Below are 22,564 nucleotides of genomic sequence, written 5' to 3' on the forward strand. Positions count from 1 at the left end.
GCCGCCCTCAGTGCAGATAACTGGTGACGGAACGGATCCGCTGTAGCGTCGCGGCGATCCAGGCCAGCGGATGGCCCTCGCCCCCGGCAAACACGACCGCGTGGACCTTGCCGCCGACGCGCGCGGGGCGCGGCCAGGCGTCCATGCCGCCCTCGACCTCTATGCGCACGGGAATGCGGCGCGCCGGCTCGAACCAGCGATTGGTCGGCTGGTTCACGACCAGACCGCCCTGGACGTTGCGGCCCGGATTGATGCCCCACGCGATGCTCTGCACGCGGCCCTTGAAGATCTTGCCAGGCACGGCGTCAAACAACAGGTTGGCGGGATCGCCGGCCTTGACCGCCTGCAGCTGGTTTTCCCGCAGATCGACCGTGACCCATGCCGTATCCGCATCGATGAACGTCAGCGCGGGGTTGCCGGCGCCCACGAATTGCCCGCTGGACAGGCTCACGTTGGTGACCACCCCGTAATGTGGTGCGCGCACCATGGTCGAGGCCAGGTCGTATTGCGCCCGCTCAAGCCCCGCCTGCGCCGCCAGGATTGCCGGATTCTCGGCATTTTGCGGCCCAAGCTGTCTGCGCGCGCTTTCCAACTGGGCCTTGGCCGTTGCCAGCCGCGCCTCGGCATCCGCCAACTGGCCTCGCGCCGCGTCACCCTGGGCCGCGGACGCCACGCCGCGTTCTTCGAGACGCAGGATGCGGTCGGTTTCGTTGCGGGTCGTGTCAAGGGCGGTGCGCGCCTGCGTGACCGCCGCCTGGGCCGCAACCAGCGAGGCGGCCGAGGCATCGATCCCCTGCACCGTCGACGTCAGGTTGGCCTCGGCCTGCGCCACCGCCAGATCGAAGGGGCGCGTATCGATCGAGAACAGCGGATCGCCCGCCTGCACGACGGCGTCATCCTTGACCATGACCTGCGTCACCTCGCCCGACACGCGCGGCGCGATCTGGACCACATGGGCCGACACGATCCCGCGCGAAGACGAAGGCGCGATCCGATCGCTGAGGGCGTAAAGCACCGTCAGCACCAGCAGGACAGCGACGACGACCAGCGCGATGGCCCTGGCCGGATTGCGCGGCGTATCGTCGGAAGGGGTCTGGTCGGTCATGGCGCATCCTTTGCTGGGGTCTTGGGTGTCTCAAGGGGTCAGAAGATGCCCCATACCGAAAGCGAACAGAAAGCCGAGCGCGGCAATCGGGCCCGACATGGCCTGCATCTCGTCGAAAGCCTCGGGGATCATCGTATCGATCAGCATCACGAAAATGGCTCCGGCGGCACAGGCGATCGCGGCCGCGATATAGATGCGCGGCAACCCGCCAATGACGACATAGCCAAGCAAGGCGGAAAGGGAACAGGCCAACGCGATGGCAGACCACAGGCCGAACACGTAGGCGGCGGATTTGCCCGCGGTCTTCATGCTGATCGCGCTCGACAATCCCTCGGGGATATTCGACAGCACGATGGCGAGGACGGTCACCACGGCAACCCCTTCCCCATCCAGCAGCGAGATCCCGATGGCCGCGGATTCCGGAATGCCGTCCAGCAACGAGCCGACGGCGATGGCAAGGGACGCGCCGACCGCCCGGGTCGACACCTTGCGCTCGCGCGCGCCGGCCCGTGCCAATGCCGCATTGGCCACGGCATAAATGCCGCCACCCAGCGCAAAGCCGACAAGGGCGGCAAGGACACCCCCGGTGGCTGTCGCCTCCTCCATCAGGTTGAACGACAGCGCCGAAATCAGCACCCCGATGCCAAAGGCCATGACCGAGGCGCTGATTGTCCTGGACAGCGGCGCGAAATATCCGACCGCCGCCCCGACCAGCAGGGCGCCCCCGGCCACCAGCCCCCACAGGGCGGCCTGGAGCGGCAACGCCATCGCCATCAATCCACGCTCGGCCGGGCGGCCGGCAGGGATCGGCCGTTCCTTCGCGATGCCGTCTGAAGAACATTCATCCTTCGTGCATAGGCCAGTGCGAGGCCATGTGGCAACACAGTCGCAAGACCACGCGCCACCGCCGATCCTGGATCGGGGAGCGGGGCGCCAACGAAAACAGCCACCGGAAATCCGGTGGCTGTGTCGCAGAATGCAGATGACCGGCTGTTCAACCAGCCATTCGGTTCAACACCGTCAAATCAGGCAGGCAGTGCGCCCTTGGCCTGGTTCACGATGGTCGCGAACGCGTCGGGTTCGTTCACGGCGAGATCGGCCAGAACCTTGCGGTCAACCTCGATCCCGGCCAGCGAAAGACCGTTGATGAAGCGCGAATAGGTCAGTGCTTCGTCATGGGCGCGGACGGCGGCGTTGATCCGCTGGATCCACAGCGCGCGGAAGTTGCGCTTGCGGTTCTTGCGGTCGCGCGTGGCGTACTGGTTGGCCTTGTCGACGGCCTGGGTTGCGGTGCGGAAGTTCGTCGAGCGCGCGCCGTAATAGCCTTTCGCAGCCTTCAGAACCTTCTTGTGACGGGCGTGGGCGACGGTTCCACCTTTGACTCGGGACATTTCTGGGCCTCCTTAGCGGGCGTAGGGCATGTAGGACTTGATCAGCTTCTGATCGGGCTCGGACAGAACCCGGGTTCCGCGCGCGTCGCGGATGAACTTCTTGCTTCGCTTGATCATGCCGTGCCGCTTGCCGGCCATTCCGCCAACGACCAATCCGGTCGCCGTCACCTTGAAGCGCTTCTTCGCGCTGGATTTCGTCTTCATCTTGGGCATTTCCGTCTCCTCGTCTTTGATACGGTTAAGGCGCGACTCGGCATGCCACTTCGGCCGGACGCACCATCGGAAAGTCGCTCTATAAGAGCGGGCGTTCAGACTGGCAAGGGGCAATAAGGTGTATCGGTCAGTTCACGATGCGGCCGATGACCCGCACGAACGCCCCCGGAATATCGTCAAGCGCATAGCCCCCCGGATGCGACGTCGTCGCCCAATAGATCAGGCCGGCGGCCAGAACGATCAACACCGCGGCCGACCTTGGCGCACGGCCTTCGGAAAAGGACGACAGAAGTGCGGGAAACGCCAGCGCCGCGAAAATCACTCCGAGAACGAGCGCAATATCCGGCTGCATGGCGTCTCCCTTTTCCGGCCCCTGGATCAGCCTATTCGGGATCGCTGCTGTAGATCAATCTTTCTTCACAGGGCGCGACGCGCAGGATGTTGGTGGTGCCGGGCATGTTGAACGGCACGCCGGCCGTCACCACGATCTGATCGGTTTCCAGCGCGAATTCCTCGGCCCGGGCCGCACGGACGGCATTGATCACGGCCTGCTTGAACCGATCGACCCCGCGCGAGATGACGCAATGCAATCCCCAACTCAGCGACAGCCGCCGCGCGGTGCCCACCAGCGGCGTCAGCACGAGGATCGGCACGCGCGGACGTTCCCGCCCCACCAGAAGCGCGGTCGTGCCGGACTGCGAGAAACAGCAGATCGCCTTGATGTCCGTCGTCTCGGCGATTTCGCGGGCTGCCGACACGATGGCATCGGCCACGGTTTCCCTCAACCCACCCCGGTTGGACTCGATCACCTCGCGATAGGTCGGATCGCTTTCGACCTCGCGGGCCACGTTGTCCATGGTCTGGACCGCCTCGATCGGATAACTGCCGGCCGCTGATTCCGCCGACAGCATGACCGCGTCGGCGCCTTCATAGATCGCCGTGGCGACATCTGACACCTCGGCCCGGGTCGGCACCGGCGAATCGATCATCGATTCCAGCATCTGCGTGGCGACGATCACCGGCTTGGCCGCGTTGCGGCATTTCTTCACCAGGCGTTTCTGGATCGGCGGAACGTTCTGAACCGGCAGTTCGACCCCCAGATCGCCGCGCGCCACCATGATGCCGTCGGAAACTTCGAGAATCGCGTCGAAGTTCTTTACCGCCGCCGGCTTCTCGATCTTGCTCAGGATCGCGGCGCGTCCCTTGGCAAGATCGCGCGCCTCGCTCACGTCCTCGGGGCGCTGGACGAATGACAGGGCAAGCCAGTCGACGCCCAACTCGCAGACGAACTCCAGATCGCGCCGGTCCTTTTCGGACAGCGCCGCCAGGGGCAGCACCACGTCGGGCACGTTCACACCCTTGCGGTTGGAAATGACGCCGCCGACAACCACGGTGCAATTGGCGAAATCCTTGCCGCACTCATCCACCTTCAGACGGATCTTGCCATCATTGACCAGCAGGCTGGCGCCCGGTTCCAATGCCTCGAAAATCTCGCGGTGCGGCAGCATAACCCGGTTCGAATCACCCTCGGCCTTGTCCAGGTCCAGCCTGAAGGATTGGCCCTCGGTCAACTCCTCCTCACCATTGGCAAAGGTTCCGACCCGCAGCTTCGGGCCCTGAAGGTCGGCCAGGATGCCGATGGGTCGTCCCAGATCGTCTTCGATCCGGCGAATGATCTCGTGGCGCTTGGCGATATCGCCGTGTTCACCATGGCTCATGTTCAGTCGGAACACGTCGGCTCCGGCCTCGAACAGGGCACGAATGGTGTCATAATCACTCGACGCCGGCCCGAGCGTGGCCACGATCTTAACGTTTCTGAGACGTCTCATGCGAAGTATCCTGTCTTGGTCTGGCGCTTGTACAAGTCAGCGGCGTTATGCCGGTATTCCCATATCGGAGCAATACCGCGTTAAAACCGGACCGGAATCGACGACGTTTGCGGTAACATCCGGGTGCCGGCGCGTCCGAATGCCCAATTACCGGGCAAACGGTGTCCGGGTCACGACGTCGCCCTTGACCCGCGTGGGGCCGACGCCCAAATCCTGATCCAGGAGGATCCCAATGGACAACATGACACAGACCGAACTGGAAGCCGCCGCATTCCGCCGCCTGCGTGACCACCTGGCGACGCGGACCGACGTCCAGAACATCGACCTGATGAACCTCGGTGGCTTCTGCCGCAACTGCCTCAGCCGCTGGTACCAGGAGGCCGCCAACGACCGCGGCATCGAGATGTCCAAGGACGAGGCGCGCGAGATCTTTTACGGCATGCCCTACGACGACTGGAAATCACGTCACCAGACGGAAGCCACGAAAGAACAGAAGGCAGCGTTCGACATCTCGCACGGCTGATCGTTCGCCGCTGCGCGGCGCGCCTTCGGCGAGAGTATTTTCAGCAAGAAAAAGCGGTGAACCCGTTGGCGCCTTCTGTCGGATCAACGAACGCCCAGCTTTTTCTTGCCTTAAATACTCAATCCCACAGCGCGTCTCACGCCACCGCCTCGATGTTCAGATGGCGGTCTTCCGGCTTTCTTCGATATAGATTTCGCGCAGCCGCTTTGCGACGGGACCGGGTGTGGCGTTGCCGATTGCGGCACCGTCGATTTCCACCACGGGCATGACGAAGGACGAGGCCGAGGTGACGAAGGCTTCGTCCGCGGCGCGGGCTTCCTCGACGGTGAAGGGGCGCTCCTCGACCTGCATCTGGGCTTCGCGGGCAAACCGCAACACGGCCTTGCGGGTGATGCCGTGCAGGATCTCCTCGCCGAGGTGGCGGGTGATGATCTTGCCGTCCTTCACGATATAGGCGTTGTTCGACGTGCCTTCGGTCACGTGGCCGTCCTCGGTCATCCAGGCGTCATCGGCGCCGGCGGCCTTGGCCATCATCTTGCCCATGGACGGATACAGAAGCTGCACCGTCTTGATGTCGCGGCGCCCCCAGCGGCGATCCTCGATGGTGATGACCTTCATGCCGGTTTTCGCCATCGGGTTGTCGGCCAGTCCCGGCTTGGCCTGGGTGAACAACACGATGGTCGGCGTTGCATCGACCGGATAGGCAAAGTCGCGATCGGCGGCACCGCGCGTGATCTGCAGATAAACCAGACCATCGTCGATGGCGTTGCGGCGCAGAAGTTCACGGTGCACCTCGAGCAGATCCTCCTTCGTGATCGGGTTGCTCATCTCCAGCTCGCCCAGCGACCGGGCCAGGCGTGTCGCGTGGCCATCGAAGTCGAGCAGCTTGCCGCCCAGCACCGACGTCACCTCATAGACGCCATCGGCAAACAGGAAGCCGCGGTCGAACACCGACACTTTCGCGTCTTCCTCGGGCAGATACTCTCCGTTGACATAGACCGTGCGCGACATCTTCCGCTCCTTCGTTTTCATGTGTCCGGAGTGGTCCGGGTCGGTCGTTCTGTCAAGACGCCGCGTCACCTGACGGCGATGGGCGCGTCGGCGAAACCGGGGGCGGCGCGGATCATTCCCACCTCGCGCCCCGCGCGGTTGGTCAGGGGCGCACCGAGATAGCGGCGCGCGGCCGGGTCGTTGCGATCCAGCACGCCCAGCGCACAGAGCAGCGCGGTGATGGCGCATTCCGATGCCCGCGTCGCACCGTCCACGATCTTGACCGCGACGCCCAACCCCTGTTCGGGCAGCATCGCGACAAAGACGGCTTCGGCGCCGGCCTTCACCGCAACACCGTCCATCGCGCGCATCAGGCGGGTACAGGCCCGCCCCTCGCCCGCCACCAGATCGGGATGCGCGACCATCGCGTGGCGCAAGGCCGCCATGGCCGAGGGGCGCACCCCCTGCCCGTCGCGGGCCGCGGCAAAGGCGGCCATGGCGCGGGCCAGCCCGGTGACGGTGGTCGCGAAATTGGGTGCCGAACAGCCGTCGATCCCGAAGGTGGGGGAATCCAGCCCGGTCACCTCTTCGTGAGCGGCGCGGGCGGCGATCTGAACCGGATGGGACGGATCGACATAGTCGGGCCCCGCCCTCAGGTGCCGCGCCAGGGTCAGGAACCCCGCGTGCTTGCCCGAACACTGGTTATGGACCTGGCACGGCGTTTCATCTGCGCGGATCATGGCCTCGCGCAGGTCGCGATCGCGCGAGGTTTCGGTGCCGCACAGCAGATCGCCGTCGCCGAGACCCAGCCGCTCCAGCCAGGCCGCGACCTCACGCACATGGACCGGCGCGCCCTCATGCGATGCACAGGCCAATGCCAGGTGGCGCGCGCCTAGACCCGCGGCCGCGGCGGCGCCGCTTTCGACCAGCGGCAGCGCCTGCATCATCTTGCACGACGAGCGCGGAAAGATCACCGCGTCTGGATCGCCCCAGGCTGCCACGACCGCGCCTTGGCGATCGCAGACCACCGCGTGCCCGGCATGGGTGGATTCCACAAGGTCGGCGCGCCAGACATCGACCATCGGGACGGGTGCAATCATCGGTAACGTTCCTTTCACGGTTCGGCGATTTTCCGCCACGGGGGGCTTTCGTTATCGTCCCGTTTGCAGTTAAAGTTGCACCGTAGCGAGGAAAAGGAAACCTGATCGTTGCAAGACCCGCACCAGACGGGACATGCGCAGGGTTTCACGGGGCAGTGGCAGCTGGAGACTGGGATAGACATGACACCTAACATCAAGGGTATCTTCGCCGCATGTGCTTTGGCACTGGCGGCCGGTGGCGCATCGGCACAGTCGGAATCCACCAACCGCGTCGCGGTTGAGACAGCATGGGCGGTTTTCGTCGAGAAGGATCCGACCGAATGCTGGGGCGTATCCAGCCCCAAGCAGACGGTTAACACCCGTGACGGCCGCGTCGTGGCCGTGCGGCGTGGTGACATCCTTCTGTTCGTCAGCTTCCGGCCCGGCAGCGGCACCACCGGCGAGGTATCGTTCACCGGCGGCTATCCCTTCGCCGACGGCTCGACCGTCAGCATGGATATCGGCGGCACCAAGTTCGATCTGTTCACCGATGGCGACTGGGCCTGGCCCGCCTCGGACGAGGATGACGCGAAGATCGTCGCGGCGCTCAAGCGCGGATCCGAGGCCGTGCTGACCGCACGTTCGTCGCGCGGCACCCAGACCCAGGACACGTTCTCGCTGTTCGGGTTCACGGCGGCGATGGACGAAGCGGCCAAACGCTGCAACGAATGATCGCTGACGTGTGATGCGCGCGGGGGGCCGGCGGCCCGCCCGTTGCGGGATCGGACGCGACGGTCGTCTTTGTATTATGCGCGGCAATCCCATATAGGCGCAGTATCCAGATCCGGAGAACCGCCATGACCGCCACCACACCGATCACGCAGGACGTGCTGACCCTGCCCCGCAAACTGCCCGACGGTCCGACCAACCTGGTCGGACTGACGCGCGAGGCCATGCGCACGGCCCTGATCGAGGCAGGCACGCCGGAACGCCAGGCCAAGATGCGCACGGGTCAGGTGTGGCAATGGATCTATCAGAAGGGCGTGCGCGATTTCGACGCAATGACCAATCTGGCGAAACCCTATCGCGCGCTTCTGGCCGAGAATTTCGCGATCGACCTGCCCGAGGTGGTGTCGCGCCATGTTTCCACCGATGGCACGCGGAAATACCTGGTGCGTATCGCCGGCGGTCACGAGGTCGAAACCGTCTATATCCCCGAGGAGAGCCGCGGCACGCTGTGCATTTCGTCCCAGGTGGGCTGCACGCTGACCTGTTCGTTCTGCCACACCGGCACCCAGCGCCTGGTGCGCAACCTGACGGCGGGTGAAATCGTCGGCCAGATCATGCTGGCGCGCGATGATCTGGGCGAATGGCCCGAACCGGGGCGCAACCCCAAGGACGAACAGCGGCTGCTGTCGAACGTCGTGCTGATGGGCATGGGCGAACCGCTCTACAACTTCGAATCGGTGCGGGATGGCATGAAGATCGCCATGGACCCCGAAGGGATTTCCCTGTCGCGCCGCCGGATCACGTTGTCGACATCGGGCGTGGTGCCGGAAATCGCCCGCACCGCAGAAGAGATCGGATGCCTTCTGGCGGTGTCGTTCCATGCCACCACCGACGAGGTGCGCGACAAGCTGGTGCCGATCAACAAGCGCTGGAACATCGCCGCGCTGCTGGAGGCGCTGCGCAGCTATCCCAAGGCGTCCAATTCCGAGCGTATCACGTTCGAATACGTCATGCTGAAGGACGTCAACGACAGCGATGCCGACGCCCATCGCCTGATCGAGCTGATCCGCGGCATTCCGGCCAAGATCAACCTGATCCCGTTCAACGAATGGCCCGGTGCCCCCTATGAGCGGTCCAGCAACAACCGGATCCGTGCCTTTGCCGATATCATCTACAAGGCCGGATATGCCTCGCCGATCCGCACCCCGCGCGGCGAAGACATCATGGCCGCCTGCGGCCAGCTGAAGTCAGAATCGCAAAAGGAGCGCCGCGTGCGCAAACCCGTCGGCGCCGCGCCGGCCCCCGACTGAACGGAACCGGCGGCGCCCCGCGACGTTGCGTGAGGGTTACACGAAGGAAACCGATTTGTTCGACCCTTTGCCAAGACCCGATACCGTGGCGGGAACGCCCCGCAAGACCGGCGTCGAAATCGAATTTGGCGGGCTGAAGGAAGCGGCGGCCGCCCAGGTCGTGGCCCGCACACTGGGCGGCACGGCGCGCCAGACCGACCGTGTGGACTGGATCGTCGAAGGCACGCGCATCGGGACGGTCAAGGTCTATCTCGACATCTTCCTGCACCAGAAGAAGCAATCGCTGTTGCGCGACACCGTGCTGGACGCGGGGCACGACCTGATCCCGGTCGAGATCGTCACCGAACCGCTGGACCGCGACGGATTGCTGGCGCTCGAAAGCACGATTGCACCGCTGCGGGATGCCGGTGCACTGGGCAGTGCGGCGGGCATCTTCTATGGGTTCGGGGTTCATCTGAACGTCGAGACGCCGGGCGAAGACGCCCACGACATCGTGCCGATCCTGCTGGCCTGGGCGCTGATCGAACAATGGTCGCGCCTGATGGCGCCGATCAACCCCACCCGGCGGCTGCTGCCGTTCTCCGACCCCTATCCCGCACGCCTGACCGATGCGTTGGTCGAACTGGGGCCGGATGCCGCGTTGGACCGGGTGATCGCCACCTATCTGAAACATGCTGCTTCGCGAAATTACGGGTTGGACATGCTGCCGCTGTTCGCCCACCTCTATCCCCAGGAAGTGAAGGCCCGGATGGGCGCGGATCAGGCGGTGCGCCCGACCTTCCATTTCCGTCTGCCCGACTGCCTGATCGACGAACCCGGCTGGTCGCTTGATCGGGCCTGGCAACGCTGGCTGGCGGTCGAACGGGTTGCCTGTAATCCCGAGATCCTGAGTGAACTGGTTCTGGCCTGGCGGGTGAACCGTGACACCTTTGCGCTGACCCGACCCGACTGGGCCGATGTGTCGGGTGCGATCCTGAAACGGCACGCAATGGCCGGGGGTGCAGCTTGAGCAGACCGGTGATCGGCGTCACGACCTCGCTCAAATCGGGATGGCGGGTGTTTCCGCTGATGCGGCTGAACGTCTGGCTGGCCGGCGGCACGGCCGTGCGCTGGGTATCGACCCGCCCACAGGACATCGACCACGTCGACGGGGTGATCATCGGGGGCGGTGACGACATCTCGCCCGACCTCTATGGCGGCAAGCTGATCACCAGCGCCCGGTTGGACCCCGCCCGCGATGAGATGGAACAGCGCCTGGTGCGCGCCGCCTTCGAGCAGAACAAGCCGGTGCTGGGGATCTGTCGCGGCTCGCAGATGCTGAATGTGGCGTTGGGCGGCAACCTGGATCAGGATGCCTATGGCACCTATCTGAAAAGCCGCAAATACTGGACGATCCTGCCGCGCAAGACGGTGCATGTCACCCCCGGCACGCGACTGGCCGGGTTGGCGGGAACGAAGGTGATGAAGGTCAACGCCCTGCATTCCCAGGCGGTCGAGAACCTGGGCCAAGGTTTGCAGGTGTCGGCGCGCGATGACGGCGGCATGATACAGGCCATCGAACGGGTCGCCGACCCCATGGCGCTGGGCGTGCAGTGGCATCCCGAACACCTGTTCTATGCGCATCGCCAACGCGCCCTGTTTCAGGCGCTGGTGTGCGCGGCACAGGCCCGCCGCGAGGGCGAAAACCAGATTCAGGCAGTCCGCGAAACACAGGAGGTGATGGAATGACGGATTACACCCACGGCACCAAGGTCGAATGGAACTGGGGCAATGGCACCGGGTCAGGCAAGGTGATGAAGAAATACACCAGCAAGGTCACCCGCACGATCAAGGGCAACGAGGTCACCCGAGATGCGTCCGACGACGACCCCGCCTACCTGATCGAACAGGACGACGGCGACGAGGTGCTGAAATCGGGCAGCGAGCTGACCAAGGCGAACTGACCGCCGGTCAGATGCCGGGAATGTTCTGACGCTTGGTGCCCTTGCCGTCCCAGTTGTCGATCGCGGCCACCGCCTCGTCGGCGGTTTCGACAAAGCGGAACAGGTCCAGATCCTCGGCGGCGATGGTTCCGGCATCCACCAGTGCCTGCCAGTTGACGATGCCTTCCCAGAACGCGCGCCCGAACAGCAGGACGGGCATCCGTTCCATCCGGCCCGTCTGGATCAGGGTCAGTGCCTCGAACAGTTCGTCCAGGGTGCCGAAACCGCCCGGAAACACGCAGATCGATTCGGCCCGCATCAGAAAGTGCATCTTGCGGATCGCGAAATAGTGGAAGTTGAAGCACAGCCCCGGCGTGACATAGGGGTTGGGCGCCTGTTCATGGGGCAGCACGATGTTCAGTCCGACCGAGCGGCCGCCGGCTTCTTCCGCGCCGCGGCTTCCGGCCTCCATCACGCCCGGACCGCCGCCGGTGACGATCACACCGCGATTGCCGCCGTTGCGCAATGACCGTTCGGTCATCAGGGCCGCGAAGATGCGCGCCTCTTCGTAAAAGACCGAAAGCGCGGCCAGCCCCGGCTTTGCCCCCTCGCTTGCCTCGGGCGCGGGCACCCGGGCGCCGCCGAACATCACGATCGTCGTCTCGATCCCCGCTTCGGCCAGCAACAGGTCGGCCTTCATCAACTCAAGCTGCAACCGCACGCTGCGCGTCTCGCGACGGGTCAGGAAATCGCCGTCGGTGAAGGCCAACGCATACGAGGGCGCGACGGTCTGCGGCGTGTGCGGGATGCCCTTCGCCGTGAGAGCGTCCAGTCGGGCGGTGCGGTGGTCTGCGGTCATCAAGGGCTCCTGTGGATCGGCAACGCGGTCTGCCGGACGCGTATAACGCCACCGACCGCCCGATGTAAGGCCACCCGCGGATTGCGTGACCGCGCGCGACTGCCTATAGCACGTGACAACGCCGCAACATTGCCAGAAACAGGGGGCCATCATGACCCGACAGCTTGAAACCGCCATCGAATCCGCCTGGGAAGATCGCGACACGATCACCCCGGCCACCACGGGCGAAACGCGCGACGCCATCGAGGACACGCTGAACGCGCTGGATTCCGGCGAACTGCGCGTGGCCGAGCGTCAGGAAAACGGCGATTGGCACGTCAACCAATGGGCCAAGAAGGCGGTGCTTCTGGGATTTCGCATCAAGGACATGGAACATCAGGCCGGCGGCCCGCAAGGCGGCGGCTGGTGGGACAAGGTCGACAGCAAGTTCGCGGGCTGGAACGATGCACAATGGAAGGCCGCGGGCTTTCGCGCCGTGCCCAACTGCGTCGTGCGCAAATCGGCCTATGTGGCGCCTGGCGTCGTTCTGATGCCGTCCTTCGTCAACCTCGGTGCGCATATCAACAGCGGCACCATGGTCGACACTTGGGCGACGGTGGGATCCTGCGCCCAGATCGGCAAGAACGTGCACCTGTCGGGCGGTGTCGGCATCGGCGGCGTTCTGGAACCCATGCAGGCCGGCCCCACCATCATCGAGGACAACTGCTTTATCGGCGCGCGTTCCGAAGTGGTCGAAGGCTGCATCGTGCGCGAAGGATCGGTTCTGGGCATGGGCGTGTTCATCGGCAAATCCACCAAGATCGTGGATCGCGAGACCGGCAACGTCACCTATGGCGAGGTGCCGCCCTATTCCGTGGTCGTCGCCGGGTCGATGCCGTCGAAGAACGGCGTCCACCTCTATTGTGCGGTGATCGTGAAGCGGGTCGATGAACGCACCCGGTCGAAGACCGCAATCAACGACCTGCTGCGCGACTGAGCCGCGCGCGCCCTTCGACAAAACGGTGACCGGCCACGCCGGTCCCCGTTCCCCTTGTGCGCGGAAGTTTCGCTTTGCAGGGAACCAATCGCGCCGACGGCTCTTATCACCTTCAGGTTTACATCCAATCAGGAGACACACATGGGCATCGGATTTCTGGGCGCGATCATCGTCGGGGGACTGGCGGGATGGATCGCCAGCATGATCATGAAAGCCGATACCGGGATCATCCTGAACATCGGCCTCGGGATCGTCGGCGCGGTCATCCTGAACCTGATCCTCAGCGTGTTCGGCATCTATGCCGCGGATGCCTGGGTGCCGCAGTTGATTGTCGGGCTGATCGGCGCCTGCCTGCTGATTTTCGTCTGGCGCCGCGTCAGATCCTGAACATCGGACTTGCCAGCGGCTCCGGCTGCTGGCACTCCCCTGCCCATGGCGAAATCCACGAAACCCCGCTTTGTCTATACGTTGTTGGTCGACGTCGGTCGCAAGGCCGGCGATGGCCTGCCTGAAGGGTCAACCGGCGCCGCGCTGATGTGCTATGCCGCCGGCGTGGACGAAGCCGAGGCCGTGCGTGAAACCGTCGCGATCCTGAAGCAGGCCGATCTGGCCCCGCTGGATGTCACCGGTTACGGCACGCTTGAGGAACGCCTGGAAGACGGGCACGACATCGCCGACGAGGAGCGCGCCCTGATGGATCGCGCGGCGGCTGAAAACGCCGTGATCGTCGCCCAGATGACCCCTTTCTTCGAAAAATCCGAACCCACCGGGACTTGAGCCAGCGCCGGGAGAGCGGTATCGCGGGACCAGCACAAGGAGCCCCGCAATGCCCACCGATCCCGTCGCCCTGACCGCCGATCTGATCCGTTGCCCTTCGGTCACCCCCGAAGAAGGCGGCGCGATCGTCCTGCTTCAACAGCTTCTGGAACAGGCCGGGTTCGTCTGCACCCGTATCGAACGGGGCGGCATCAGCAACCTTCACGCCCGCTGGGGCGATGGCGGCAACCGCCGGGTGTTCGGATTCAACGGCCATACCGATGTGGTGCCGACCGGCCCCCTGTCGGACTGGACCCATGATCCGTTCGGCGCCGAGATCGTCGATGGGGTGATGTATGGTCGCGGCGCCTGCGACATGAAATCGGGGGTGGCCGCCTTTGCCGCCGCCGCCATCGATTTCGTTACCGACACCCCGCCCGACGGCGCGGTGGTGCTGACCATCACCGGCGACGAGGAAGGCGACGGCATCGACGGCACCACCGCGATCCTCGACTGGATGGCGGACAACGGCGAGCGGATGGATGTCTGTCTGGTGGGTGAACCCACCTGCCCCGAAACGATGGGCGAGATGATCAAGATCGGGCGGCGCGGCTCGATGACCGCCTATGTCACCGCCACCGGCGTTCAGGGCCATTCCGCCTATCCCCATCGCGCGAAAAATCCGTTGCCCGCCATGGTGCGGCTGCTGGATCGGCTGGCCTCGCACGAGTTGGACACGGGCACCGATCATTTCGACGCCTCGACTCTCGCGATCACCACCGTCGACACGGGCAACCCGGCGAACAACGTCATTCCCGGCGCGTGCCGGGCCACGATCAACATCCGCTTCAACGACACCCATTCGGGCGCGGACCTTACCGAATGGCTGCGCGCCGAGGCCGCGAAGGTGGCCGCCGAAACCGATGTCACGATTGACATGGACGTGCGAATCAGCGGCGAAAGCTTCTTGACACCGCCGGGCGACCTGTCGGACCTGGTCGCGCGGGCGGTGCAGGCCGAAACCGGCATGCAACCCGTGTTGTCCACCACCGGCGGCACCTCGGACGCGCGATTCGTCAAGGATTACTGCCCGGTGGTGGAATTCGGCCTGGTCGGGCGCACCATGCACCAGGCTGACGAATGTGTCGAAATCGACCACATCCGCCAGCTCAAGGCCGTCTATCACCGCATCCTGACCGATTTCTTTGCATGAACGTCACGATCCGCGTGACAGATGATCTTGCCGCCTGCCACGCCCTGCGCCGGGCGGTGTTCATCGCCGAACAGGGCATTGCCGAGGCCGATGAGTGGGACGATCTGGACGGCGCCTGCATTCACCTGCTGGCCTGCGACGCGAACCGTCCGGTCGGCACCGCAAGGGTATTCCGGCGGGACGAGATCGCATACATCGGCCGGGTCTGTGTGCTGGCCACCCATCGCGGCACGGGTCTGGGCGCGCACCTGATCCGCGCCGCGCTGGAACAGGTGCGCGCGATGCCGGGCGTGACCACGGCCCGTCTGGGGGCCCAGATCCACGCCATCGGGTTCTATGAACGGCTGGGCTTTGTCGCGTTTGGCCCCCAATACGACGACGCGGGGATTCCGCACCGCGACATCGACCACCACCTTTGATGCGACGCCACCTGATCGTGATGGTGAAGGAACCTCGCCCCGGCCGGGTCAAGACCCGGCTTGGCCGCGACATCGGCTTGGTGCCCGCCGCGTGGTGGTTCCGTCATCAGGCGCTGTCGGTGCTGGCGCGGTTGCGCGATCCGCGCTGGACGCTTTCGGTGGCGGTGTCCCCCGACCGGGCGGGATTGGACAGCCGCATCTGGCCCGCCGATCTGGCGCGCATTCCCCAGGGACACGGCGATCTGGGCGCGCGGATGCTGCGCCTGCTCCGCCACCCTGCCCCCGGCCCGGTCGCCGTGATCGGCGCCGACATCCCCGGCGTCACCCGCCCGCGCATTGCCGAAGCCTTCGATCTGTTGGGCCGGCACGACGCCGTGCTGGGCCCCGCCACCGATGGCGGTTACTGGCTGGTCGGGCTGCGGCGCACGCGCGCGGTTCCGCCCGGCCTGTTCCACGGCGTCCGCTGGTCCAGCGCGACCGCCATGGCCGATACCATCGCGTCGGCGCCGCATCTGGACTGGGCGCGGGCGGCGACACTGTCGGATGTGGACACCGCCGCCGATCTGACGCCGGCCACACAATCGCGCTGACACCTACCACGCGCCATGATAGCCAGCAGGCATGACACGCATCCCCACAAAGCCCGAGATCCTGCAATGGATCGCCGAAAACCCCACCCAGACCGCCAAGCGCGACATCGCCCGCGCTTTCGGGATCAAGGGCGCGGCGCGGATCGACCTCAAACGCCTGCTGAAAGAGCTTGAGTCCGAAGGTCACCTGCAAAAGCGGCGCAAGACCTATCGCGACCCCGACAGCCTGCCGCCGGTGTCGGTGCTGGGCATCACCGGGCCAGACAAAGACGGCGATCTCTATGCCAGACCGATGGAATGGCAGGGCGACGGGGCGGAACCGAAGATCCTGTTCCTCGCGCGCCAGGGCGATCCGGCGCTGGCCGAAGGCGACCGCATCCTTGCCCGTCTGACTCAGACCCCGGGCGAGGATCACGATTACGAGGCCCGCCTGATCCGCCGCATCCAGGCGAGCGCGCGCAAGATCCTGGGCGTGTTCCGCGCCGCATCCGAAGGCGGGCGGATCGTGCCGGTGGACAAGGGCGCCGACACCGAATGGCGTGTCGCCGCCGGTGCCACCCACGACGCCCAAGACGGCGAATTGGTCGAGGCGGAACTGGCCGGGCCGAAGAACCGCATGGGCCTGCCTGCCGCGCGCATCGTTGCACGGCTGGGGGACCCGTCGGGGCCCAAGGCGGTGTCGCTGATCGCAATCCACCAGCACGGCATCCCCGACGATTTCCCCGATGACGTGCTGAAACAGGCCGAGGCCGCGAAACCCGCCACGATGAAGGGCCGCACCGACCTGCGCGATCTGCCGCTGGTCACGATCGATCCGGCCGATGCGCGCGATCACGACGACGCCTGCTATGCCCATGCCGACGACGATCCCGCGAACCCGGACGGTCATGTCGTCTGGGTCGCCATCGCCGACGTCGCCTATTACGTCCGTCCGGGCAGCGCGCTGGACCGCGAGGCGAAGAACCGCGGCAATTCCACCTATTTCCCCGACCGCGTCGTGCCGATGCTGCCCGACATGCTGTCGGGCGATCTGTGTTCGCTGCACGAAGGGGTCGACCGTGCGGTGATCGCCGTGCGGATGCAGATCGACGCCGACGGCAACAAGCTGTCGCATCGGTTCGAACGGGCGATGATGCGCTCGCATGCCTCGCTGACCTATGAAGAGGTGCAGACCGCCGCCGACGGTGCGCCTTCCGACCGGCTGGCTCCGGTCATGAATACCCTGATCGAACCGCTCTATGCCGCCTATCGCGCGCTGGCGACGGCCCGCGCCGCGCGCCAGCCCCTGGCGCTGGAGCTTCCGGAACGGCGGATCGAGTTGGACGAGGACGGCCGCGTCCGAAGCGTGGCGTTCAAGGAACGTCTTGAGGCGCACAAGCTGATCGAGGAGTTCATGGTGCTGGCCAACGTCGCCGCCGCCGAAGAGTTGGTCAAGCGCCGCACGCCGCTGCTGTTCCGGATCCACGAGGAACCGAGCCCCGAAAAACTGGACGCGCTGCGCGAGGTGGCCCAGGCGTCGGGCCTGACCCTGGCCAAGGGGCAGGTGTTGCAGACCCGGCACCTGAACCAGCTTCTGGCCCAGGCCGAAGGCACCGATTTCGACGAGTTGATGAACATGTCGACCCTGCGGGCGATGACCCAGGCCTATTACTTCCCCGAGAACTTTGGCCATTTCGGGTTGGCGTTGCGAAACTATGCGCATTTCACATCGCCGATCCGGCGCTATTCCGACCTGATCGTGCATCGCGCCCTGATCAAGGCCCACGGATGGGGGCCGGACCCCCGCAAGGACGGGCTGAGCGCCGAGGAGATCGAGACGCTGGAGGACACGGCCAAGCTGATTTCCGACACCGAACGCCGGTCGATGGCGGCCGAACGCGACACGACCGACCGCTACCTGGCGGCGTTCCTGTCGGAACGGATCGGCACCGAGTTGGCCGGCCGGATTTCCGGCATCCAGAAGTTCGGTGCCTTCGTCCGGCTGGACGAAACCGGGGCCGACGGGCTGATTCCGGTGCGCACCCTGGGGCGCGAATTCTTCCACTTCGACCCCGACGCCCAGACATTGCAGGGATCGGACAGCGGCCTCACCCTGGGTCTGGGTCAAAAGGTCACGGTACGCCTGACCGAAGCGGTGCCCGTCACCGGCGGCCTGATCCTCGAACTGCTGGCGGTTGAAGGCGACGGCGTCGCACGCGGGCCCACGCCCCGTGGTCGCGCGGGCGGTGCCAAACGCAAACCGGGCAAGGCCCGCGCCAAGGCCGCCAAGGTCAAGCGCAAGGTGAAACGCACCCGGCGCTGATCCCGCCGGTACGGCTTTGCCAGACGGACACCTTCGGTTAAGCTGTTTCCGATAATGACCCAATTTGGGTCTTTCAGGCAGATTGCAGGTATCTCATGCAACGATTCATGCTTTTTTCCGGCGCGATGGCGATGATGGCGGCCGTCACGCTTCACTCCGGCCCTCAAGCCATGGCACAGGCCGCCCCTGCCGTCGTGAACGCCGAGCTTGCGCGCAAGGCACGCGGTTTCACGGACTGGAGCCGCGATTTCCGGGGCCGCGCCCTGGCCCAGGGAATCACCGCTGCGGTGTTCGACCGGGCCTTTGACGGCATCGCCTATGACCCCGAAGTGATCCGGCGCGACCGCAACCAGTCGGAATTCACCAAGACGATCTGGGCGTATCTGGACACTGCCGTCTCGGACCTGCGGGTCAGCAACGGCAAGGCGGCACTGGCCCGCCACGACGCCGTGCTCAGCCGGATCGAAGCCGACTATGGTGTCGACAAGGAGGTCGTCGTCGCGATCTGGGGGCTGGAAAGCGCCTATGGCACCTTCAAGGGCAGCAGCGACGTGGTGCAATCGCTGGCCACGCTGGCCTATGACGGGCGGCGCGGGCGGTTCTTCGAGGCACAGCTGATCGCCGCGCTGAAGATCCTCGAGGCGGGCGATACCGATCCGCGCGCCATGGACGGATCCTGGGCCGGGGCCATGGGGCACACACAGTTCATCCCGACATCCTATCTGACCCATGCCGTCGATTTCACCGGCGATGGCAAACGCGACATCTGGGGCGACGATCCGACCGACGCCCTGGCCTCGACCGCCGCCTACCTGAAACGCCATGGCTGGCAGAAGGGTCAGCCTTGGGGGGTCGAGGTCACGCTGCCTGACGGGTTCGATTACGCACGGGCCAACCGCGACACGCGGATGTTGCCCTCGGATTGGGCAAGGCAAGGGGTCGTCGGCGTCGACGGGGCGGCGGTGACGGATCACGGGCGCGCCTCGGTCCTGTTGCCCGCCGGGGCGCAGGGCGCGGCCTTCCTGGTCTTCGACAACTTCGCGGTGATCGAACGTTACAACACCGCCGATGCCTATGTGATCGGCGTGGGCCACCTGGCCGACCGGATCGCGGGCGGCGCCCCGATTCGCGCCGAATGGCCCCGCGGCGACCGCGCGCTGACCTTCGATGAGCGCCGCGAACTGCAGCGCCGCCTGACCGCCAAGGGGTTCGACACCAAGGGCATCGACGGCAAGATCGGACCGCTGACCATCCAGGCGGTGCGCCAATTCCAGCGGTCGGTCGACCAGGCACCCGACGGATATGCGTCGCTGGCGATACTCGAAAAGCTGCGCTGAAGGTGGGACCGGTGGCGGACGGCGACCGCCACCGGTCGCGCGGGGTTTTGCGGAAGAACCCGTGCCCCGCGCGCCTTTGTCCGCTGGACCTGACGCCATTCGCCCGTTAGACAACTTTTTTATGAGGGTGCCTTCGGGGCGCTCCGATCGTTCATTCCCGGCAACGGGCAAGAAAATGGAGAATGTCGTGTCCCACGCAGACGAGACCCCAGGCACGCGCCGCGATTTTTTGTATTACGCGACCGCAGGTGCCGGCACCGTCCTCGCAGGTGCCACCATCTGGCCGCTTGTGAACCAGATGAATCCGTCGTCGGACGTTCAGGCGCTGTCGTCGATCCGCGTCGACGTCAGCTCGCTTGAACCGGGCACGCAGATGACCGTCAAGTATCTGGGCAAGCCGGTGTTCATCCGGCGCCGCACCGAAGAGGAAATCGCCGAGGCGAGGGCCGTCGACGTGTCCGACCTGCCCGACCAGATCGCGCGCAACCCGAACATCGACGCGACCGCCCCCGCCACCGATCCCAACCGTGCGCTGGTGCCCCCGGGGGACGAGGCGAACGAGGAATGGCTGGTCATGATCGGCGTCTGCACCCACCTCGGCTGTGTGCCGCTGGGCGACGCCGGCGATTTCGGCGGCTGGTTCTGCCCCTGCCACGGGTCGCACTATGACACGGCCGGACGCATCCGCCGCGGCCCCGCCCCTGAGAACCTGCATATTCCTGTCGCCTCGTTCGCCGACGAGTCGACGATCGTCCTCGGATAACGGAGGCCCCAATGGCTGGAATCCCACACGACCATTACGAACCGACGACCGGCGGCGAAAAGTGGCTTCACAAGCGGCTGCCGATCGTCGGCCTGCTGTATGACACCCTGATGATCCCCACCCCCAAGAACCTGAACTGGATGTGGATCTGGGGGATCGTGCTGACCTTCTGTCTGGTGCTTCAGATCGTGACCGGCATTGTCCTGGTCATGCATTACACGCCCGACACCTCGCTGGCCTTCGCCAGCGTCGAGCATATCATGCGCAACGTCAACGGCGGCTTCATGCTGCGTTACATGCACACGAACGGTGCGTCGCTGTTCTTCGTGGCGGTCTATCTGCACATCTTCCGCGGCCTCTATTACGGCTCGTACAAGGAACCGCGCGAGGTGACCTGGATCATCGGCATCCTGATCTATCTGCTGATGATGGCCACCGCGTTCATGGGCTATGTCCTGCCGTGGGGCCAGATGTCGTTCTGGGGCGCCACCGTGATCACCGGCCTGTTCGGCGCGATCCCCTTCGTCGGCGAAACGCTTCAGACCTGGCTGCTGGGCGGACCGGCCGTCGGAAACTATACCCTGACGCGGTTCTTCTCGCTGCATTACCTGCTGCCGTTCGTCATCGCGGGTCTCGTGATCCTGCACATCTGGGCCTTCCACACCACGGGCAACAACAACCCCACCGGTGTCGAAGTGCGCCGCACGTCCAAGGCCGATGCACAGAAGGATACGGTTCCCTTCTTCCCCTACTTCGTGATGAAGGACCTGTTCGCGCTGGTCGTGATCCTGGCGGTGTATTTCGCGATCGTCGGCTTCATGCCGAACTATCTGGGCCACCCCGACAACTATATCCCGGCCAACCCGCTGGCGACGCCCGCCCATATCGTGCCCGAATGGTATTTCCTGCCGTTCTATGCGATTTTGCGCGCCTTCACCGCGGACGTCTGGGTCGTGCAGTTCGCCAGCTTCATCACCGGTGGCATCATCGACGCCAAGTTCTTCGGTGTGCTGGCCATGTTCGGCGCGATCATCGTCATGGCCCTGGCGCCCTGGCTTGACACGTCGTCGGTACGCTCGGGTCGGTATCGCCCGATGTTCAAGTGGTGGTTCGCGCTGCTGTGCGTCGATTTCATGGTGCTGATGTGGGTGGGCGCGATGCCGACCACCGAACCCTATGCCTCGATCTCTCTGATCGCCTCGGCCTATTGGTTCGGCTATTTCCTCGTCATCCTGCCCCTGCTGGGCGTGATCGAGAAACCGCTGCCGCGTCCCGCCACGATCGAGGACGATTTCGAAGAACACTATGCGCCGAAAACCGGGGGCACCAAGACCCTCGTGAATCCGGCCGAGTGAGAAAGGACTGCACGACAATGCTCAAGCATCTCACCCTCGCCGCAGCCTTTGCGCTGGCCCTGCCCTCCGGGGCCGCGCTGGCCGCCGAAGGAGGCCACGTCGACGATGTGGACTTCTCCTTCGAGGGGCCGTTCGGCACCTATGACCAGCAGCAGTTGCAGCGCGGCCTGCAGGTCTACACCGAGATCTGTTCGGCCTGTCACGGCCTGCAATACCTGACCTATCGCGATCTTGCCGCACCGGGCGGACCGGAACTTCCCGAGGATCAGGTTCGCGCCTATGCCAGCCAATACGAGGTCTTCGATCCCGAGCTGGCCGATGGCGAGGGCGATTTTCGCCCCGCCAAGGAAACCGACCACTTCGGCAAGAGCGGGCTGGCAACCGCGCCGGACCTGACCCTGATGGCCAAGGCACGCGCCGGTTTCCACGGCCCCTACGGGTTGGGCATCAACCAGTTCCTCAAGGGCATGGGCGGGCCGGAATATATCCACGCCCTGCTGACCGGTTACACCGGCGAGGAAAAGGAACAGGCGGGAACGCTGTTTTATGAAAACACCGCCTTCCCCGGCGGCTGGATCTCGATGCCGCCGGCCCTCTACGGCGAGGACGTGACCTACGTCAACGGCGAGGACAACAGCATCGACGCCCAGTCCAAGGACGTCGCCGCCTTCCTGATGTGGACGGCGGAGCCCAAGCTGATGGCCCGCAAGCAGGCCGGGTTCGTCGGTGTTCTGATGCTGATCCTGCTGGGAACGCTGCTGTATTTCACGAACAAGCGGATCTGGCTGCCGATCAAGGGCCGCGTCGAAGCGGACACGCCAGCGAAGTAGGCCTTCGATTTTGTGCCACGACAGATAAAGGGCGGATCGGAAACGATCCGCCCTTTTGCGTCGCGCCCTGCCG

At 65.1% G+C, this 22,564-nt stretch carries 26 protein-coding genes; 17 read left to right on the forward strand and 9 right to left on the reverse strand.

Features of this window, described 5'->3' with window-relative positions; genetic code table 11:
• Window positions 1-7: 7 nt before the first annotated feature.
• The 6 genes from CFP68_RS09950 to pyk form a co-directional block, all read right to left on the reverse strand.
• Complete coding sequence (locus CFP68_RS09950) at window positions 8-1,105, reverse strand: HlyD family secretion protein (protein WP_099826762.1); 1,098 nt, start codon at window positions 1,103-1,105, stop codon at window positions 8-10.
• Window positions 1,106-1,135: 30 nt separating this feature from the next.
• The gene (locus CFP68_RS09955; RefSeq protein ID WP_099826878.1) at window positions 1,136-1,873 is read right to left on the reverse strand and encodes a ZIP family metal transporter; all 738 of its coding nucleotides are present in this window, start codon (window positions 1,871-1,873) and stop codon (window positions 1,136-1,138) included.
• Between the two features lie 257 nt (window positions 1,874-2,130).
• Complete coding sequence (gene rplT, locus CFP68_RS09960) at window positions 2,131-2,496, reverse strand: 50S ribosomal protein L20 (RefSeq protein ID WP_099826763.1); 366 nt, start codon at window positions 2,494-2,496, stop codon at window positions 2,131-2,133.
• A 12-nt stretch (window positions 2,497-2,508) separates the two neighbouring features.
• Window positions 2,509-2,709, reverse strand: coding sequence for a 50S ribosomal protein L35 (rpmI, locus tag CFP68_RS09965; protein ID WP_099826764.1), 201 nt, complete (start codon window positions 2,707-2,709; stop codon window positions 2,509-2,511).
• Between the two features lie 127 nt (window positions 2,710-2,836).
• Window positions 2,837-3,061: a hypothetical protein gene (locus CFP68_RS09970; protein WP_099826765.1), complete on the reverse strand. Its 225-nt coding sequence runs from the start codon at window positions 3,059-3,061 to the stop codon at window positions 2,837-2,839.
• A gap of 31 nt (window positions 3,062-3,092) precedes the next feature.
• Window positions 3,093-4,538: a pyruvate kinase gene (gene pyk, locus CFP68_RS09975; protein ID WP_099826766.1), complete on the reverse strand. Its 1,446-nt coding sequence runs from the start codon at window positions 4,536-4,538 to the stop codon at window positions 3,093-3,095.
• 232 nt (window positions 4,539-4,770) lie between these two features.
• Here pyk and CFP68_RS09980 point away from each other — a divergent pair, with 232 nt between their 5' ends.
• Window positions 4,771-5,061 (forward strand): DUF1244 domain-containing protein, encoded by a 291-nt coding sequence (locus CFP68_RS09980; protein ID WP_099826767.1) that lies wholly within the window; start codon window positions 4,771-4,773, stop codon window positions 5,059-5,061.
• A gap of 156 nt (window positions 5,062-5,217) precedes the next feature.
• On the opposite strand, the gene CFP68_RS09985 is transcribed toward CFP68_RS09980, so the two are convergent.
• Together CFP68_RS09985 and CFP68_RS09990 are read right to left on the reverse strand one after the other, a co-directional pair.
• Window positions 5,218-6,072, reverse strand: coding sequence for a D-amino-acid transaminase (locus CFP68_RS09985; protein WP_099826879.1), 855 nt, complete (start codon window positions 6,070-6,072; stop codon window positions 5,218-5,220).
• A 65-nt stretch (window positions 6,073-6,137) separates the two neighbouring features.
• Window positions 6,138-7,151 (reverse strand): asparaginase, encoded by a 1,014-nt coding sequence (locus tag CFP68_RS09990; RefSeq protein ID WP_099826768.1) that lies wholly within the window; start codon window positions 7,149-7,151, stop codon window positions 6,138-6,140.
• A 180-nt stretch (window positions 7,152-7,331) separates the two neighbouring features.
• Here CFP68_RS09990 and CFP68_RS09995 point away from each other — a divergent pair, with 180 nt between their 5' ends.
• The 5 genes from CFP68_RS09995 (at window position 7,332) to CFP68_RS10015 (ending at window position 11,112) form a co-directional block, all read left to right on the forward strand.
• Window positions 7,332-7,862, forward strand: coding sequence for an invasion associated locus B family protein (locus CFP68_RS09995; protein ID WP_099826769.1), 531 nt, complete (start codon window positions 7,332-7,334; stop codon window positions 7,860-7,862).
• 125 nt (window positions 7,863-7,987) lie between these two features.
• Complete coding sequence (gene rlmN / locus CFP68_RS10000) at window positions 7,988-9,169, forward strand: dual-specificity RNA methyltransferase RlmN (RefSeq protein ID WP_099826770.1); 1,182 nt, start codon at window positions 7,988-7,990, stop codon at window positions 9,167-9,169.
• Window positions 9,170-9,224: 55 nt separating this feature from the next.
• Window positions 9,225-10,178: an amidoligase family protein gene (locus CFP68_RS10005; RefSeq protein WP_099826771.1), complete on the forward strand. Its 954-nt coding sequence runs from the start codon at window positions 9,225-9,227 to the stop codon at window positions 10,176-10,178.
• Window positions 10,175-10,897 carry a gamma-glutamyl-gamma-aminobutyrate hydrolase family protein gene (locus tag CFP68_RS10010; RefSeq protein ID WP_241524032.1) on the forward strand — a complete coding sequence of 241 codons (723 nt, stop codon included), beginning with the start codon at window positions 10,175-10,177 and terminating at the stop codon, window positions 10,895-10,897. The genes CFP68_RS10005 and CFP68_RS10010 overlap by 4 nt, the downstream gene beginning before the upstream one ends.
• Window positions 10,894-11,112 carry a hypervirulence associated TUDOR domain-containing protein gene (locus CFP68_RS10015; RefSeq protein ID WP_099826772.1) on the forward strand — a complete coding sequence of 73 codons (219 nt, stop codon included), beginning with the start codon at window positions 10,894-10,896 and terminating at the stop codon, window positions 11,110-11,112. The genes CFP68_RS10010 and CFP68_RS10015 overlap by 4 nt, the downstream gene beginning before the upstream one ends.
• A 7-nt stretch (window positions 11,113-11,119) precedes the next feature.
• On the opposite strand, the gene CFP68_RS10020 is transcribed toward CFP68_RS10015, so the two are convergent.
• Window positions 11,120-11,950, reverse strand: a complete 831-nt coding sequence (locus CFP68_RS10020) for an LOG family protein (protein ID WP_099826773.1) — start codon at window positions 11,948-11,950, stop codon at window positions 11,120-11,122.
• A 151-nt stretch (window positions 11,951-12,101) separates the two neighbouring features.
• Here CFP68_RS10020 and dapD point away from each other — a divergent pair, with 151 nt between their 5' ends.
• From dapD to CFP68_RS10075, 11 genes are all read left to right on the forward strand, one after another.
• On the forward strand, window positions 12,102-12,926 hold the full coding sequence (dapD, locus tag CFP68_RS10025) for a 2,3,4,5-tetrahydropyridine-2,6-dicarboxylate N-succinyltransferase (protein WP_099826774.1): 825 nt from the start codon (window positions 12,102-12,104) through the stop codon (window positions 12,924-12,926).
• Window positions 12,927-13,067: 141 nt separating this feature from the next.
• Window positions 13,068-13,313, forward strand: coding sequence for a GlsB/YeaQ/YmgE family stress response membrane protein (locus tag CFP68_RS10030; RefSeq protein ID WP_099826775.1), 246 nt, complete (start codon window positions 13,068-13,070; stop codon window positions 13,311-13,313).
• Between the two features lie 45 nt (window positions 13,314-13,358).
• Window positions 13,359-13,703 carry a hypothetical protein gene (locus CFP68_RS10035; RefSeq protein WP_099826776.1) on the forward strand — a complete coding sequence of 115 codons (345 nt, stop codon included), beginning with the start codon at window positions 13,359-13,361 and terminating at the stop codon, window positions 13,701-13,703.
• Window positions 13,704-13,752: 49 nt separating this feature from the next.
• A complete protein-coding gene (gene dapE / locus CFP68_RS10040) occupies window positions 13,753-14,895 on the forward strand; it encodes a succinyl-diaminopimelate desuccinylase (protein ID WP_099826777.1) in 1,143 nt (380 codons plus the stop codon).
• A complete protein-coding gene (locus CFP68_RS10045; RefSeq protein WP_099826778.1) occupies window positions 14,892-15,314 on the forward strand; it encodes a GNAT family N-acetyltransferase in 423 nt (140 codons plus the stop codon). The genes dapE and CFP68_RS10045 overlap by 4 nt, the downstream gene beginning before the upstream one ends.
• On the forward strand, window positions 15,314-15,904 hold the full coding sequence (locus CFP68_RS10050; protein WP_099826779.1) for a TIGR04282 family arsenosugar biosynthesis glycosyltransferase: 591 nt from the start codon (window positions 15,314-15,316) through the stop codon (window positions 15,902-15,904). Before CFP68_RS10045 ends, CFP68_RS10050 begins: the two co-directional genes overlap by 1 nt.
• 31 nt (window positions 15,905-15,935) lie before the next feature.
• Window positions 15,936-18,206 (forward strand): ribonuclease R, encoded by a 2,271-nt coding sequence (gene rnr, locus CFP68_RS10055; protein WP_099826780.1) that lies wholly within the window; start codon window positions 15,936-15,938, stop codon window positions 18,204-18,206.
• 107 nt (window positions 18,207-18,313) lie between these two features.
• Window positions 18,314-19,543 (forward strand): lytic murein transglycosylase, encoded by a 1,230-nt coding sequence (locus CFP68_RS10060; protein ID WP_099826881.1) that lies wholly within the window; start codon window positions 18,314-18,316, stop codon window positions 19,541-19,543.
• Between the two features lie 187 nt (window positions 19,544-19,730).
• On the forward strand, window positions 19,731-20,306 hold the full coding sequence (gene petA / locus CFP68_RS10065; RefSeq protein ID WP_099826882.1) for a ubiquinol-cytochrome c reductase iron-sulfur subunit: 576 nt from the start codon (window positions 19,731-19,733) through the stop codon (window positions 20,304-20,306).
• A gap of 11 nt (window positions 20,307-20,317) precedes the next feature.
• Window positions 20,318-21,661 carry a cytochrome b gene (gene petB / locus CFP68_RS10070; protein WP_099826781.1) on the forward strand — a complete coding sequence of 448 codons (1,344 nt, stop codon included), beginning with the start codon at window positions 20,318-20,320 and terminating at the stop codon, window positions 21,659-21,661.
• A 17-nt stretch (window positions 21,662-21,678) separates the two neighbouring features.
• Window positions 21,679-22,491 carry a cytochrome c1 gene (locus CFP68_RS10075; RefSeq protein ID WP_099826782.1) on the forward strand — a complete coding sequence of 271 codons (813 nt, stop codon included), beginning with the start codon at window positions 21,679-21,681 and terminating at the stop codon, window positions 22,489-22,491.
• Window positions 22,492-22,564 lie beyond the last annotated feature (73 nt).

It is taken from the genome of Oceaniglobus indicus, from assembly GCF_002751875.1.
GTDB lineage: Bacteria > Pseudomonadota > Alphaproteobacteria > Rhodobacterales > Rhodobacteraceae > Oceaniglobus > Oceaniglobus indicus.